This is a genomic window from Curtobacterium sp. ODYSSEY 48 V2 (assembly GCF_023712625.1).
Lineage (GTDB): Bacteria > Actinomycetota > Actinomycetes > Actinomycetales > Microbacteriaceae > Curtobacterium.
On record NZ_JAMAXX010000001.1, the window covers coordinates 94,356 to 108,680 of the forward strand.

Consider the following 14,325-nt stretch of genomic DNA (forward strand, 5'->3'; position numbering starts at 1 on the left):
AACGTCGGCGGTTGCTCGCAGGGGTGTACCGCTGCGAGCAACCGCCGACGTTGCGTCCCGCGGAAGGGGCGTCCGTGCGAGGGGCCTCCGCGGCGGACGGGGTCAGGCAGGGACGGCGGGACCGACCGGCCAGCGCAGGAGCGCGGACGCGGGGGCACCGCTCGGCAGCGACGCCGCGTTCACCAGGACGAGTTCGGCGTCGGTCAGGACGACCGCCCGGACGAGTGCGCAGACCGCCGGGACCTGCCCCAGCACCGACGCCCCCGCGGCCTGCTCGGGAGCGGTGGCGACCCAGGGTGCGGCATCGAGCGCGTACAGCGTCCGGTCCCCGAGCGCACCGGCGTCGAGCGTGACGACGGCTGCCTGGGCCTGCTGCAGCGCGGACACGACGGCACCGATCCCGCTGACGCTCTCGTTGTCCCCGCGACCCTCGTGCGTGCGGAGCAGGTCCTGCACGTCGTGCCGCCGCGACGCCAGGACGCGGGCGAGGGCGAGGTCGACGTGCTGCACGAGCGCCTTCTCGGAGGCGTCGTCGGCGCGCGGGTCGACCGCGACCTCGGTGACCAGCGCCCGGGTCGACGTCGAGAGCTCACCACGCAGGAGTTCGCGGGCACGGATGTCCCCGGCGAGCACGATCAGCCGGGGCGCGGTCGCCCGGACGGTCTCCTCGATCGCGGCCGCGACCTCGCCGGCGGTCTGCTTCCAGATCTCCTCGGCGTGCTGGTGCCAGTGCGGCTGCTTCCACCCGGCACCGGACTTCGCCTTGTGCAGCGTGTCGGTCCGGCCCTGCACGCGCTGCTCGTCCTCGGCGGCGCCGGTGGGGGCGTGCCCGAGTCGGTAGCTGCGGAAGCCGCCGCCCTCACGTCCGACGGTGACGACGAGGAACGGCAGGTCGAAGGGCCGGTGGGCGAGCAGGGGCAGCAGGTCGGGGACGGCGCCGGTGCCGATCGACTCCTGGCCGTGCAGGTGCCCGGGCAGCACCTCGCTGAGCACGAGCTCGTCGTCGCGGACGAGCACGTACCGGGCGACGGGTGCGGGCACGCCGGGCTGTTCGACGAGCTCCTCCTCGATGATCTGTGCGGCACGCTCGGAGCAGCCCTGCCCCGCGAGCGCATCGGAGACGGTCCGACGCTGGAGCGCGGCGATGCGGCGCGGGTCCTCGCGGTTGCCCGACGCGTCGACGTAGGCCCACGTCCAGGTGCCCGGCGTCTGGAGCGCCTGGACGATCTCGGGCTGCAGGGCGCTGGTCTCGCGGGTGGTCTGGGCCATCAGCGCTCGCCCTCCTCGTCGGTCTCGGTCGTGAAGACGGCGTCCGATCCCCCGCCGACGCCCGATCCGTCGTCCTGCAACGACCCCTCGAGCTCGCCGTCGTACCCGGAGGCCGTCACCGTCTCGGCGTCGTCGGTGTCGTCGGGCACCGGTTCGGACTGCCGGAACTCCTCGACGTGTGCGTTGCTGCCGTGCCCCTGGACGATGCTCTGCGCCTCGTGCGCGAGCTGGTCGTCGAGCTCGGGTCCGTGCGTGCTGTTGCCGCGATCGGTCATCGCCTGCCCCTTTGCGTCGGTGCCGCCGACGTCGCTGTCGGGCCGCCTGCGGCTTCGGTGTTGTGCGTGCTGACCACGGTGCGCGCTCGGCGCTGACCACGTTCGGAGGTCGGAGCGAACACGCAGCCAGCGCGGTGCGGAGCGGCGACGGCCCGCCCCGAGGCTCGCGTGAGCGGACGGATTCGCGTCGCCGCGACCGCGAACGTGTCCGCGGAACCGAGTCTCGCGCCGTCGCGCGCCGCCGCACCGCGCCGCGTCGCCGGAGGCACCGGGCCACGGTTCGGTCACGACGTTCTGTGGATACTTCAGGAATGCACAGCCTCGCTCGGTTTTGTGCTTTGCTGGCTCCGACCCCGCTCAACGACGAACCGGAGCCGTGATGACACCCATCCCATCGAGAACCGTCCTGTCACGACGGAACCTGCTCGGACTCGGACTCGGAACAGCTGCGGCGGGGTTGCTCGCCGGGTGCGCCGTCCCGGGATCGACGAACGTCAACAAGGCTGCGCTGGTCCCCGCGGCCGCCGGTGGCGAGACCGTCCAGATCACCTACTGGGCGTGGCTCAAGGACCTCCAGAAGGTCTGCGACGTCTGGAACGCGAAGAACCCGCGCATCCAGGTCACCGCGAACTGGATCCCCGGGGGCAACGCGGGCGGGTACCAGAAGATGTACTCCGCGCTCGCGGCCGGCGGCGGTCCGGACATCGGGCAGGTCGAGTTCCGGCAGATCCCGGAGTTCATGCTCGCGAACGGCCTGGTCGACCTCGCCCGGTACGGCGCGAAGGACGTGCAGTCGAAGTACGACGAGGCCGCGTGGTCGCAGGTCGAGTTCGTCGACGGCGTCTACGGCATCCCGCAGGACACCGGCCCGATGGGCTTCTACTACCAGACCGCGATCCTCGAGCAGGCCGGCGGTCAGCCCCCGACGACGTGGGACGAGTGGCGCGACCTGGCCGACAAGGTGCGCGGCACGGGCAACGGCAACTACCTCGAGGTGTTCCCGGTCGCCGACGCCTCGCCCTTCGCCGCGTACGCGCAGCAGGCGGGCGCGCGCTGGTTCCGGACCGACGGTGACGCCTGGGTCGTCGACATGACCGACGACAAGACGATGATGGTCGCCGAGTTCTTCGACGGGGTCATCGACGACAAGTTGGTCGACACGAGTGCCGGGGCGTACTCCCCGGGCTGGTACGCCGCCGCCGCGAGCGGCAAGATCGCCGCGGTCACGAGCGCGAGTTGGGGCGACGCCCTCATCCAGTCCGTGCAGGGCGGCGAGGGCAAGTGGAAGGTCGCCCCCATGCAGACGTGGGGCGGCACCGGCTACGGCTCGAGCTCGATCGGCGGCTCGACGGCCGCCGTGCTGGCGAACGCGAAGCACCCGGCGGAAGCGCTCGAGTTCATCACGTGGATGACGACCTCGAAGGAGGGCGTCGACGCGATGATCAAGTACTGCGGCATCGGGTGGTCGCCGGCGAAGGACTACATCGGCAAGGCGCGCCAGCAGCCGTCCGAGTGGTTCTCCGGGCAGAACTACAACGAGGAGGTCTTCGTCCCCTCGGCCCAGGAGCAGAACCTGGAGTGGTCGTGGTCGCCCGTGACCCAGTCGGCCTTCACCAGCCTGCAGAACCAGTTCCGCCGCAAGCTCACCGGTGGGCTGAAGCTCACGGACGCGGTCGAGCTCGCCCAGCGGGAGATCGTCCAGTCCTTCAAGGACAAGGGCCTCAGCGTCAGGACCGCACGATGACCGCCACCCAGCCGGGATCCGGCTTCCGCACGAGCACCAAGGCCACGAGCGCCCAGAAGCGCGCCCCGTGGATCCTGCTCGCCCCGTTCCTCGCCCTGTTCGTGCTGACGTTCATCATCCCGATCATCAGCGCGCTCTTCCAGAGCTTCACCACCGTCGACCGCGAGGGCCTGTTCGGCGAGGACGGCGTCACCGGCCGCTTCGCCGGCTTCGACAACTACGTCACCGCGCTGAACGACGCCGGGTTCGTCGGCTCGATCTGGCGCATGCTCCTGTTCGGCATCGTGCAGGTGCCGGTGATGATCGTCCTCTGCACGATCCTCGCGCTGCTGCTCGAGTCGGCGAGCGCCCGCTGGCCCGCCTTCTTCCGCGCGGTCTACTTCATGCCGTACGGCGTCCCCGGCGTCATCGCGACGATCCTCTGGTCGTTCCTCTACGTGCCCGGCCTGTCGCCGATCGTGTCGCTGCTGCAGTCGATGGGGCTGCAGCCGGACTTCCTCGGCGCGAACAGCGTGCTGTGGTCGATCGCGAACATCGTCACGTGGACCTACACCGGCTACAACATGCTCATCATCGTGGCGCAGCTCAAGTCGATCCCCGGCGAGGTCTACGAGGCCGCGAAGATGGACGGCGCCGGCCCCTTCCAGGTCGCGTGGCGGATCCAGATCCCGCTCATCGCCCCGGCCCTGGTGCTCACGACGGTCTTCTCGATCATCGGCACGCTGCAGCTCTTCGCCGAGCCGCAGATCCTGTCGACGGTCGCGCCCGCCATCGACACCGAGTACACGCCGAACTACGCCGCGTACACGAACGCCTTCGCGTTCAACGAGTACGGCGTCGCGAGCGCGCAGGCCGTGATCATCGCGCTGGCCGCGTTCATCCTGTCGTTCGCGTTCCTCGCGCTGACGAACCGCGCGCCGAAGAACGAGCGCGACCAGAAGAAGCGGGCCAAGCGCGACGGCCTGGAGGCACGGCGTGCGCTCCAGACGCGCGGCACGTCCGCCACCGGGTCGCGACCCGCCACCGGCGTCGCGGACCGCAGCACCACCACCGGAGCCGCGCCGCGCCTCCAGGCCGACAGCAAGGGGGCGGAAGCATGACCAGCGAAGCCATCGAGGCGCCAGTCACCAAGCAGGCGGCCGAGCCCGTCGACACCACGTCGATCACGGCGCACCAGCGCCGCAAGCTCGACCGCTCCCCCCGCTCGCAGATCGTGGTGACGGCCATCCTGGTCATCGTCGCGGTCTACTTCCTCGTGCCGCTGTACTGGGTCGTCATCGCGGCGACGAAGACCACCGGCGCCCTGTTCGCGACGAACGGGTTCTGGTTCGGCGGCGAGTTCGCGCTGTTCAGCAACATCCAGCAGGTGTTCTCGTACGACGGCGGCATCTTCGTCCGCTGGATCGCGAACAGCGTCCTGTACTCCGGCGTCGGCGCGGTCCTGGCGACCTACTTCGCCGCGGCCGGCGGGTACGCGCTCGCGAAGTACGAGTTCCGCGGGCGGCAGCTGGTGTTCGGCACGATCCTCGGCGGTGTGCTCGTGCCGGGGACCGCGACGGCGCTGCCCCTGTTCCTGCTCTTCTCGACGATGGGCCTGACCGACACGTACTGGAGCGTGCTCATCCCGAGCCTCGTCTCCCCGTTCGGGCTGTTCCTCTGCCGGGTGTACGCCGCCGCCTCGGTCGACACGGCGCTCCTCGAGCAGGCCCGCATCGACGGTGCCGGCGAGCTGCGGATCTTCCACACGATCGTGCTGCGCCAGATGACCCCGGCGCTCGTGACCGTGTTCCTGTTCCAGGTCGTCGGCATCTGGAACAACTTCTTCCTGCCGCTCATCATGCTGGCAGACCAGAAGCTCTACCCGATCACACTGGGACTCAACAACTGGCGGGCACAGGTCGATCGTCTGCCAGAGTTCTACCAGCTCACCACCGGCGGCGTGCTCGTCTCGGTGATCCCGCTGGTGATCGCGATCATCGTCCTGCAGCGCTTCTGGCGCGGGGGCCTCACGGAAGGATCGGTCAAGGGTTGACCATCGCTGCTCACTCGTCCTCCACCAGCACCACGCCCGAGGCGCTCGACGCGCTCGCCTCGACGGCACCGGGCTCGGACACCCGGCTCGCGCCGCGGGCCTGGTTGCACACCGACGCCCCGTCCCTGTCGCTCGACGGGGACTGGGACTTCCGGTGGTCGCCGGTCGCGGACGTCCCGCTCCCGGGGGTGGAGGACGGGTGGGGCAGCCTCCCCGTGCCGTCGCACTGGGTCCTGCACGGGCACGGCGCGCCGAGCTACACGAACCTGCAGTACCCGTTCCCGATCGACCCGCCGCACCCGCCGGAGGAGAACCCGACCGGCGACCACCGCCGCACGTTCGAGGTCCCCGCGTCCTTCGACGCCGCGGCCCGGGTGCTGCTGCGCTTCGACGGGGTGGAGTCGCACTTCCGGGTGTGGCTGAACGGGTCCCTCGTGGGCTGGTCGACCGGATCCCGACTCGCGACCGAGTTCGACGTGACCTCGCTGCTCGTGCCGGGGTCGAACGAGCTGCTCGTCCGGGTGCACCAGTGGTCGGCCGCCTCGTACCTCGAAGACCAGGACCAGTGGTGGCTGCCCGGCATCTTCCGCAGCGTCACCCTGCTCGCCCGACCGACCGCGCCGATCGACGACGTGTTCGTGCGCGCCGGCTGGACCGCCACGCTCGGCAACGCCGCCACGGCCGGTACGGCTGCCTCCGGACGGCCGGAGACCGGCACGGGGACGATCACGTTCCCGACCCTCGATGCCGCGTTCCCGGTGCGCTTCCGGGTGCCCGACCTCGGTGTCGACGTGACGTGGGCCTCGGCCGACGAGGTCGCGCCGATCACCCTCGAGGGCGTCGAGCCGTGGAGCGCCGAGGTCCCGAAGCTGTACGACGCGACCGTCTCCACCGGCACGGACGCCGGCGGCCGCGCGGGCGGCGAGACCGTCGCGCTGCGCCTCGGCTTCCGCACCGTGTCGATCGTCGGCGACCGGTTCCTGGTGAACGGCGAGCGCGTGGTGTTCCACGGGGTGAACCGGCACGAGACCCACCCCGTGCGCGGCCGCGTCTTCGACGAGGAGCACGCCCGCGCGGACATGGCGCTCATGAAGCGGAACAACGTCAACGCGATCCGCACCTCGCACTACCCGCCGCACCCCCGTGTGCTCGACCTGGCGGACGAGCTCGGGTTCTGGGTGGTCCTGGAGTGCGACCTCGAGACCCACGGCTTCCTCTTCACCGACTGGGTCGGGAACCCCTCGGACGACCCGGCCTGGCGTGACGCGTACCTCGACCGGATCGCCCGGACGGTCGAGCGCGACAAGAACCACGCGTCGATCGTCATGTGGTCGCTCGGCAACGAGTCCGGCACCGGCCGGAACCTCGCCGCGATGTCGCAGTGGGTGCACGACCGCGACGACGAACGCCCGGTGCACTACGAGGGCGACTACACCGGCGCCTACACCGACGTGTACTCGCGGATGTACCCGACGCTGCAGGAGACCGAGTCGATCGGTGGCGGCCCGGAGACCCCGCTGCTCGGGTGCGGTCCGGCCGAGGCCGCGCGGCAGCGGACGAAGCCGTTCCTGCACTGCGAGTACGTCCACGCGATGGGCAACGGACCCGGCCAGATCCAGGAGTACGAGGACCTGGTCGACAGGTACCCGCGACTGCACGGCGGCTTCGTGTGGGAGTGGCGGGACCACGGGCTCCTCGCCCGCACCGCCGACGGCCAGGACTACTACGCCTACGGCGGCGACTTCGGCGAGGTCGTGCACGACGGCAACTTCGTGATGGACGGCCTCGTGCTGCCCGACGACTCCCCGACGCCGGGGCTGGCGGAGTTCGCGGCCGTCGTGGCCCCGATCCGGTTCTCGCTGTCGGACACCACCGTGCTCGTCGAGAACCGGTACCACTCCGCATCGACCGCGGGACTGCGCTTCCGCTGGACCCTGTCGCGGAACGGGGTCGAGGAGGCCAGCGGCCGCTTCACCCCCGGCGTCGTCGCGGCCCGGCAGTCGGCCACGGTCCCGGTGCCCGACGAGGTGCTCGCGGCAGCCGCGGACTCCAGGTCCCTGGCCCCCGGCGACGAGCTGTGGCTCGACGTGACGGCGGAGCTGGCGGGGCCGACCGCGTGGGCGGACACCGGCCACGTCGTCGCACGCACGCAGCGGCTCGTGGCGAGCCGCGCGGCGGACGTGCCCCGAACCTCCCGGCAGGGATGGGACGGCGACCGTCTCGGCGAGGGGACCTTCGCCGCCCGCGGTGACCTGGTGTCCTGGAAGGGGCACGAGGTCGCCGGTCCGCGGCTCGAGCTGTGGCGCGCACCGACGGACAACGACAGCCTGGCCTCGCAGGGCGGGTACGAGACGGCCGACCCGGTGCTGACGAAGGGCGTCGGCGACCCCACCGCTCCCGCGTCGGCGGTCCGGTGGCGTGCACGCGGGCTCGACCGGTTGACGCACCGGCTCGTGTCGGTGTCGCGGACCGACCACGGCCTCGAGCAGCGCGTCCGTGTGGCGGCGGCGAACAGCGGGTGGGGCGTCGACGTCACGCACCGCTGGACCCTGACCGACGACGGACTGCTGCTGCAGACCGACGCGGTGCCGTTCGGGGCGTGGGACGTCACCTGGCCGCGGATCGGCGTGCGGTTCGACCTGCCGGCGTCGCTGCTCGACGGCGATGCTTCGTGGTTCGGGACCGGACCGGCGGAGTCGTACGCGGACTCGTCGCGTGCTGCTCGGGTCGGCCGGTTCAGTGCGCCGGCGCGGGCGCTGACCGTGGACTACTCGTTGCCGCAGGAGACCGGACACCGGCCGGGGCTGCGGACGCTGTCGGTCGGGCCGTTCACGGTGTCGACCGTCGGGGCGCACCGGGCGGGCTTCACGCTCTCGCCGTGGACCGCGCAGGAGCTCGGGCGTGCGATGCACCCGTACGAGCTGCCGACGCCGGAGCACGCGTACCTGTACCTCGACGCGGCGCAGCACGGGCTGGGGTCGCGGGCCTGCGGGCTCGACGTGCTCCCGGAGCACCAGCTGTGGCCGCAGGCGTTCTCGTGGAGCGTGGTGCTCGGGTAGGGGCGGCGCGGCCGCGGCGGCGCCGGCGCGCCGTGGCGCGGCTTGCTCGCGCACAACCGGAAGCACCTCGCGCCACGGGTTCCCGTGGCGCGAGGTGCTTGCGGTTGTGCGGCGGCGTCGCGCCGACACCGCGGTGCGCGGTGCCGCACGGTCGGACTGCATCCGCAGCGGGCGGCAGCCGCGCAGCGGCGCCGCCACGGCCGCCCGCTACTCCCCGCCGGTGAGGGCGCGGAGCGCCTCCGGGTCCGACGCTTCGAGGAACTCCGTCAGGCGCTCGGGCTCGCCCGGCTCCTCGATCGCGGACGCCGCGCGGCGCAGGGCGAAGAGCGCGCGGAGCACGCCGCGGTTCGGCTCGTGCGACCACGGCACCGGCCCGGCACCGCGCCACCCCGCCTTCCGCAGGGCGTCGAGGCCGCGGTGGTACCCGACGCGGGCGTAGGCGTAGGACTCGAGGGTCGCGCCGCGCGCCCAGGCCTCGTCGGCGAGGAGCGCCCACGCCAGGCTCGAGGACGGGTGCGACACGACGACGCTCGACACCGGGGCGTCGGCGGCGAGCGCGGCGGTCACCTCGGGCTCCTCCGGCAGCAGGGTCGCGGGGTTCGCGGTCGGGTTCGGCAGCAGGTTCTCCGGCATGCCCCCAGCCTGTCACCTCTTGCCGAGGAGCGGCGTCCGCCCTACGGTGGGTGACACTTCGTCGTCACGCGGGGCCGCCGGGGCGGGAGACCGACCGGCAGCACGGGTGGCGGACACGGGGGTCCCCGACGGAACGAGCAGCCTTGCAGTCGATCACCGGTACCGCGCAGTCCTCGCGCTGACACCGTGATCGTCGCGCCCCGTCGGGCGCCCTGGTCGTCGCGCCCCCTCGGGCGCTCCCGTGTGCCGACCCCTCCGGTCGCCGCGGGTCCGGTGTCGTGCGCCCAGCTCACGATCCGGGAGGCACCCCCATGCCCGCAACACCGTCCGTCGTCCTGCACGACCTCACCTTCACCTGGCCCGACGGCACCGTCGCGCTCGACCGCCTCACCGCCGCCTTCGGCCGCGGACGCACCGGCCTGGTCGGGAGGAACGGCGCCGGCAAGTCCACGCTGGTCCGGCTCGTCACGGGCCGGCTCCAGCCCACGTCCGGCTCGGTCAGCACGACCGGTGCGGTGGACCACCTGCCCCAGCGGCTGCACGCCCGCCCCGGGGACACCGTGGCGGACCTGCTCGGGATCCGCACGACGCTGACGGCGCTCCGAGCCGTCCTGGACGGCGACGCCTCGGCTGCACACCTCGACGCGGTCGGCGACGACTGGGACGTCGAGGAGCGTGCCGCCGCAGCGCTCGCGGACGTCCCCGGGCTCGACGGCGACGACCTCGACCGACCCGTCACGACCCTCTCGGGCGGGCAGGCGGTCCTGGCGGCCGTGGTCGGCATCCGACTGCGGGGACGACCGATCGCACTGCTCGACGAGCCGACGAACAACCTCGACCGGCGGGCCCGCGCGGCCCTGCTCGACCTGGTCGACGGCTGGCGCGGCACCCTCGTCGTCGTCGGTCACGACCGGGAGCTGCTGGAGCACGTCGACGAGACCGTGGAGCTCCGCAGCGGCTCGGCGACGGTGTTCGGCGGGACGTTCAGCGCGTACGAGGAACACCTCGCCGTGCAGCAGGCCGCCGTCGCCCGCGAGGTCCGCGTCGCCGAGCAACGGCACCGCACGGAGAAGCGGCAGCGCATCGAGGCCGAGACGACGATCGCGCGCCGGGCGAGGGCGGGCGAGAAGGCGGGCCGCTCGATGCCGAAGATCCTGGCGAACGAGCAGCGGAAGAAGGCGCAGGAGACCGCTGGTCGGCTCCGGACGGCGCACGGTTCGGCGGAGGCGCAGGCCCTGTCGGCGGTCCGGGAGGCCGAACTGCGCCTGCGCGACGACGAGCCCCTGCACGTGGCGCTCCCAGACCCGGACGTGCCGGCGTCACGGCGCATCGCGACGATCACCGTGCGCGGGCGGGACACCGTCGTGCAGGGCCCGGAACGCCTCGCCGTGACGGGCGACAACGGCGTCGGCAAGACGACGTTGCTCGACCAGCTCGTCGGGAGCCCCACCGCACGGGACCACCCGGTCCCGGACACCGCGGCGGTGCCGCACGTCGACCGGATCGGGTACCTCGCGCAGCGTCGGGACGGACTCGACGACGACGCCACCGTGCTCGAGAACGTCCGGCGGGACGCCCCGCACGTACCCGACGGGGAGCTCCGGAACCGACTCGCGCGTCTGCTCGTCCGCGGCGACACGGTGGACCGGCCCGTCCGCTCGCTGTCGGGCGGGGAGCGCTTCCGGGTGGCGCTGGCCGCGCTGGTGCTCGCAGACCCGCCGCCGCAGCTCCTGGTGCTCGACGAGCCGACGAACGACCTCGACCTGACGAGCGTCGACCAGCTCGTGGCGGCGCTCCGGGCGTACCGCGGCGCCCTCGTCGTGACCAGTCACGACGAGACCTTCCTCGAGCGGCTCGACCTGACGGGTCGGATCGCGTTGCGGTAGCCCTTCCGCGCCGGCCCGGCCGGCGGCTACCGCTTCCGGGTCGGCCGGATTGCGACCGACTCGATCGTGCCGCGCTCCGGCAGGTCGACGACGGTCCGGACGGCCGCGGCGACGTCCTCGGGCGCCAGGTAGTACGCGGTGTCGTAGTCCTCGCCGAGCTTCTCGGTCAGGGCGCGCTGCATGTCGGAGTCGGTGCGGCCCGGGTGCACGCTCGACACCCGCACGCCGTTCGCCCGCTCCTCCTCGCGCAGCGCGTCCGCGAAGGCCCGGAGCGCGAACTTCGACGCCGCGTACACACCGCCGCCGGGACCTGCGGAGAACCCCGAGCCGCTGTTGATCGGCACGACGATGCCCCGCGCGGCCCGGAGCGCGGGGAGCGCCAGCCGGGTCAGTTCGGCGACCGCGAAGACGTTGGTGGCGAACACCTGCTCCCACACGTCGCGCGAGGTGTCCGCGATGCGGGTGCCCTGCTCGACCCCGGCGCTGTGCACCAGGACGTCGAGCGACGCCGGCAGGTCCGGCACGTCGCCCGCGCCGAGGTCGCCGACGAACGGTGACGCACTCGGCAGCTCGGCCACGAGCGCGGCGACCGCGTCGGCGGAGCGGCCGCCCACCAGGACGTGGTGGGTGCGGCCGAGCTCCAGCGCGATCGCGCGGCCGATGCCGCGGGTCGCCCCGGTGACGAGTGCGGTCGGACGGTCAGCGGAGGCGGGAGCGGTGTCGGTCATGCGTCCCACCCTACGGAGCGGGCGTGGCGGACCGGCACCGCGCCTCCCGGCTGTGGAGGGCGGTGCCGGCCGCAGCCGCTGTGCAGGAGCCGGTCAGTCCTTCGAGCGCCCGGCGCTCTCGCGGATCCTGATGCCCTCGAGCACGTCCTTGGCGTGCTGCTCGTCCTGCTTCTCGATCTGGCGGGTGTCGCGCTCGGGGAGCTGGATGTCCTCCTCGGCCCGGATGCCGGCCTGCAGCTGACGGCCGCGCTCGAGCTCCGCGTCGAACTCCGCACCGAAGAGCAGCGCGTTGTTCGTGATCCAGATCCAGAGCAGGAAGACGATGACACCACCGAGGGAGCCGTACGTCGCGTTGTAGTTCGAGAAGTTGCCGACGTAGAAGCCGAAGCCGACGCTCGCGATGATCCAGATCGTGATGCCGACCAGCGCGCCGCCGCTCACCCACTTGAACTTGGACTGGCGGATGTTCGGCGCCCAGTAGTACAGCACCGCGACGACGACGATCATGATCGCGAGCAGGATCGGCCACTGCACGATCGAGACCACGAGCGCTGCGGCGTCGCCGAGGCCGATGACGTCGCCGAACGCCCGGGCCAGCGGTCCGGAGACGAGCACGAGGAGCCCCAGCACGAGCAGCACGACGGTGAACACCGTGACGCCGAGCATGGTCGGTCGGAGCTTCCAGATCGGCCGGCCTTCACGGACGTTGTAGATGCGGTTCATCGCCCGGCCGAAGGCACCGACGAAGCCCGACGCTGACCACAGGGCGCCGAGCACACCGACGATGAACGTGATCGGCGCCGCAGGCGAACGCACGAGGCCCTCGACCGGGTCGCGGAGGAGCTCGGCGACCTGCCCGCCACCGACGTTCGTGACGACGTCGAGCAGGGTGTCGATCGTGTCCCGCGGGTTCGAGACCAGGCCGAGGATCGACACGATCGCCAGCAGACCGGGGAAGAGCGCGAGCACCGTGTAGTAGGTCAGGCTCGCGGCCAGGTCGGTGCACTGGTCACTGGTGAACTCGCGGAGCGTCTTCTTCAGCGTGTACGTGAACGACGGCTTCGTGAGGTCCGTCGGGCTGTCCGGCTTCCGGGGGTCGTCCGGTGCCGGCTTGTGCTGCATCTCCTGCTGGAGGGTCTTGTCCTTGTGCGCCATGGTCTAGCCCTTCGCCTTCGCGAGGGCCTTCGCCGCCGCCTTCGACCGCGCGGCGGCCTGCTTCCGGTTCTTCGTCGCGCGGCGCTGGACCGCGGCGATGCCGGCCCGCTGCTTCACGCGGTTCTTGTGCACCGGGTCGCGTTCGAGCGACTCCTCGGCCGCCTTGCGCCGGGCCTTCCGCCCCTTCCGGCCGCCGCGCGCCTGGTCGGCGTCGAGCTCACCGCGCGCGCCGAAGGGCAGGAGCGCGGTGAACGCGGTCGACGCCGCCGGACGGTCGAGGTGCCCGGCGTCGGTCCGCCCGATGCGGGTGCCGAGGACGATCGCCGCGATGCCGGTCGCCGCGGTGACGCCCATCGCGATGAGCGGCGTCGGGTCGCGGTGCCAGCGCTGCCGGACCTTCGCGAGAGCCAGCCGGGTGCGCGCGGGCACGTCGGAGCGCCGCCGGATCTCGCTCACGCTGTCCGTCAGGCGTTCGCGGGTCCGCACGTTCGCGAGCTCCAGCTCGGGGATGCTGTCCTTGGCCATGCTTCGTGCCTACCAGGCGGTCCCCGGCATCGCACCGAGCGACCGCGGTCTACGGTGCAGCCCATGCTCTTCCGGGACGTCGCCGAGGGGATCCACCGCCTCGAGATCGCACACACCAACACGTACCTCGTCGAGACGGGCGACCGCCTGCTCGTCGTCGATGCGGGGCTGCCCGCCGCCTGGCCGCACCTGCTGCTCGCCGTCCACGACCTCGGGTACACGCCCGCTCGGGTCGAGGCACTGCTGCTCACGCACGGGCACTTCGACCACGTCGGCACCGCCGCCAGGATGCACCGCGAGTGGGGAACGCCCGTCTTCGTGCACCCGGGCGACCGCGACCTGGCGGCTCACCCGTACTCGTACCGGCCGCAGACCAACCGCTTCGGCTTCGTCGCGGTGCACCCCGGCGGACTCGCACCGCTCGGTCGGATGCTGCTCGCCGGTGCGGCGACGGTGGACGGGATCGCCGAGACCCAGCCGCTGGAGTCCCGCGCCGACGTCCCCGGCAACCCGTGGATCATCGAGACGCCCGGGCACACGGACGGGCACGTCGCGCTGCACTTCGCCGACCGCGACGCGCTGATCGTGGGCGACGCCCTGGTCACCTTCGACCCCTACACCGGTGGGATCGGGCCGCGGGTGGTCGCGCCGGCCGCGACGGCGGACGTCGACGAGGCCGTCGCGTCGCTCGGTCGGCTCGAGGACACCGAGGCCCGGCACGTGCTGCCCGGGCACGGCCCCGCGTTCTCGCGGGGCGTGCGCGCCGCGGTCGCGCAGGCCAGGAGGGTGGCCGGCGCCGCGTAGCGCCGGGACTGCCGGGCCCGAGACCCGGGTCTGGCGACGGTCTTCGCGTGCACGCGCGCAAGGACCGTCGCGCAGCGCGAGTCCCGCGGCAGTGGTGCCGGGTGGACGACGGACGGGAGGCGCGCGGCGGCCCCGCCCCGCGCCTCCCGTCCGTCGTGACGTGCGTCCCCGCGCACCCGTTCCTTCCCGGAACGGTTGCGATGCCTGGTGAGAAC

At 72.5% G+C, this 14,325-nt stretch carries 11 protein-coding genes and 1 pseudogene; 6 read left to right on the forward strand and 6 right to left on the reverse strand.

The features are described from left to right. Positions 1–102: 102 nt before the first annotated feature. Both M3666_RS00400 and M3666_RS00405 read right to left on the reverse strand, forming a co-directional pair. Positions 103–1,269: a Vms1/Ankzf1 family peptidyl-tRNA hydrolase gene (locus M3666_RS00400; protein WP_209684164.1), complete on the reverse strand. Its 1,167-nt coding sequence runs from the start codon at positions 1,267–1,269 to the stop codon at positions 103–105. Further along, positions 1,269–1,544 (reverse strand): hypothetical protein, encoded by a 276-nt coding sequence (locus M3666_RS00405; protein WP_251154157.1) that lies wholly within the window; start codon positions 1,542–1,544, stop codon positions 1,269–1,271. Before M3666_RS00405 ends, M3666_RS00400 begins: the two co-directional genes overlap by 1 nt. A 379-nt stretch (positions 1,545–1,923) precedes the next feature. Between M3666_RS00405 and M3666_RS00410 the strand changes: the two genes are divergently transcribed. From M3666_RS00410 to M3666_RS00425, 4 genes and pseudogenes are all read left to right on the forward strand, one after another. Next, a complete protein-coding gene (locus M3666_RS00410; protein ID WP_066651907.1) occupies positions 1,924–3,288 on the forward strand; it encodes an ABC transporter substrate-binding protein in 1,365 nt (454 codons plus the stop codon). After that, positions 3,285–4,202: pseudogene (locus M3666_RS00415) on the forward strand (carbohydrate ABC transporter permease); the annotation flags it as partial. The gene M3666_RS00410 and the pseudogene M3666_RS00415, both read left to right, overlap by 4 nt. Positions 4,203–4,384: 182 nt before the next feature. Further along, positions 4,385–5,320, forward strand: coding sequence for a carbohydrate ABC transporter permease (locus tag M3666_RS00420; protein WP_081984575.1), 936 nt, complete (start codon positions 4,385–4,387; stop codon positions 5,318–5,320). Between the two features lie 2 nt (positions 5,321–5,322). Beyond that, a complete protein-coding gene (locus M3666_RS00425; protein ID WP_374109566.1) occupies positions 5,323–8,379 on the forward strand; it encodes a glycoside hydrolase family 2 TIM barrel-domain containing protein in 3,057 nt (1,018 codons plus the stop codon). Between the two features lie 207 nt (positions 8,380–8,586). Here the strand turns inward: M3666_RS00425 and M3666_RS00430 are convergent, their stop codons facing one another. Next, positions 8,587–9,012 (reverse strand): DUF3151 domain-containing protein, encoded by a 426-nt coding sequence (locus tag M3666_RS00430; protein ID WP_251154158.1) that lies wholly within the window; start codon positions 9,010–9,012, stop codon positions 8,587–8,589. Positions 9,013–9,323: 311 nt separating this feature from the next. On the opposite strand from M3666_RS00430, the gene M3666_RS00435 reads away from it, so the two are divergent. Further along, entirely contained in the window at positions 9,324–10,898 is a 1,575-nt protein-coding gene (locus tag M3666_RS00435) for an ABC-F family ATP-binding cassette domain-containing protein (RefSeq protein ID WP_251154159.1), read from the forward strand. Positions 10,899–10,924: 26 nt separating this feature from the next. Here the strand turns inward: M3666_RS00435 and M3666_RS00440 are convergent, their stop codons facing one another. The 3 genes from M3666_RS00440 to M3666_RS00450 form a co-directional block, all read right to left on the reverse strand. Further along, on the reverse strand, positions 10,925–11,626 hold the full coding sequence (locus M3666_RS00440) for an SDR family oxidoreductase (protein WP_251154160.1): 702 nt from the start codon (positions 11,624–11,626) through the stop codon (positions 10,925–10,927). Between the two features lie 93 nt (positions 11,627–11,719). Then, positions 11,720–12,781, reverse strand: coding sequence for a YihY/virulence factor BrkB family protein (locus M3666_RS00445; protein WP_066651884.1), 1,062 nt, complete (start codon positions 12,779–12,781; stop codon positions 11,720–11,722). Positions 12,782–12,784: 3 nt separating this feature from the next. Beyond that, positions 12,785–13,306 carry a hypothetical protein gene (locus tag M3666_RS00450; protein ID WP_251154161.1) on the reverse strand — a complete coding sequence of 174 codons (522 nt, stop codon included), beginning with the start codon at positions 13,304–13,306 and terminating at the stop codon, positions 12,785–12,787. A gap of 63 nt (positions 13,307–13,369) precedes the next feature. On the opposite strand from M3666_RS00450, the gene M3666_RS00455 reads away from it, so the two are divergent. After that, entirely contained in the window at positions 13,370–14,110 is a 741-nt protein-coding gene (locus tag M3666_RS00455) for an MBL fold metallo-hydrolase (protein ID WP_251154162.1), read from the forward strand. Positions 14,111–14,325 lie beyond the last annotated feature (215 nt).